Origin of the sequence: Nonomuraea sp. MG754425 (assembly GCF_021699195.1) — a bacterium.
In the GTDB taxonomy this organism is placed as follows: Bacteria; Actinomycetota; Actinomycetes; order Streptosporangiales; family Streptosporangiaceae; genus Nonomuraea.
Window position 1 is genome coordinate 1 of sequence record NZ_SSXE01000437.1, and the last position, 960, is coordinate 960.

At 73.8% G+C, this 960-nt stretch carries 2 pseudogenes; one reads left to right on the forward strand and one right to left on the reverse strand.

The features are described 5' to 3' along the window. Nucleotides 1-267, forward strand: a pseudogene (locus FAF44_RS53325) (hypothetical protein); the annotation flags it as partial. A gap of 20 nt (nucleotides 268-287) precedes the next feature. Here FAF44_RS53325 and FAF44_RS53330 read toward each other — a convergent pair. After that, nucleotides 288-960, reverse strand: a pseudogene (locus FAF44_RS53330) (hypothetical protein); the annotation flags it as partial.

The following is a 960-nucleotide window of genomic DNA, read 5'->3' on the forward strand; positions in this document are numbered from 1 at the left end:
CGTTCGGGGGCGGCCGATGATGACGAGGTGGGTGCCCGGGGAGCGGGTCAGCAGGTGCTCGGCGGCGACGCGGCCCAGCACACCACCGACCGCAAGACGATCCGGCATCCGGCGATCGGCGACATCGTGCTCGACTGCGACGTCCTCGTGGTGCCGGGCGCGGACCTGCGCATGGTGACCTACACGGCGGCGGCCGGCAGCGCGGACGCCGGCAAGCTCGACCTGCTCCGCGTCACGGGCGGCCGGACCCCTGCCGCGCGCCGCTGAGCCCCGGGTGCCCGTGACCGTCAGCTCGTGACGGTCGCGTCGCGGCGCTGGACGTAGCTCGTGGTGTCGGCCTGAAGGTAGAGGTGGAACTTCCCGGCTTTCGACGCGGCCGTCTCGTCGGCGGTGACGATCGTGGCGACGACGTACTTCCTGGCGGCGTTCGTCCGGATCTTTCCGTAGACGAACGGGTCGAAGATCGTGTTCTCGCGGACGTTCACCCCGGTCGAACTGAGCCGGGACAGCCGGGTGGCGGCGGTCTTCGCGTCCTTGGCCGTGGGGAAGGCCAGCATGAACCGCACCGCCTTGAGGTGGCCGCGGTAGGCCGTGTAGGCGACCTGGATCGCGCGCTCGCAGCCGCTCCTGGCCAGCACGCCCTGGGCGTCCACCGGGTCGCACGTGTCGTACGTCCGGCCGGCGACCTTGGCGGCGCCGAACCTGAGCCCGTTCCGGTCGATCTTCCAGTCGCCGAACTCGGTGTGCGCGATCGGCGAGCCCGGCGCGGGCCGCGTCGGGCCGGGTGTGGCGTCTTGGCCGGGGGTGCCGGCCGGGCCGAACGGTTCCTCCGACTGCTCAGCCGACGGCTCGGCCGACTGCTCGGCCGATGGGGAGGCGGGCCGGCTGGGGGCGGCCGTGGGGCCGGAGGCGCCGAGGCCGGACAGGTCGACGGGCGGCGTGGCGCGGGCGGCGGTGAAG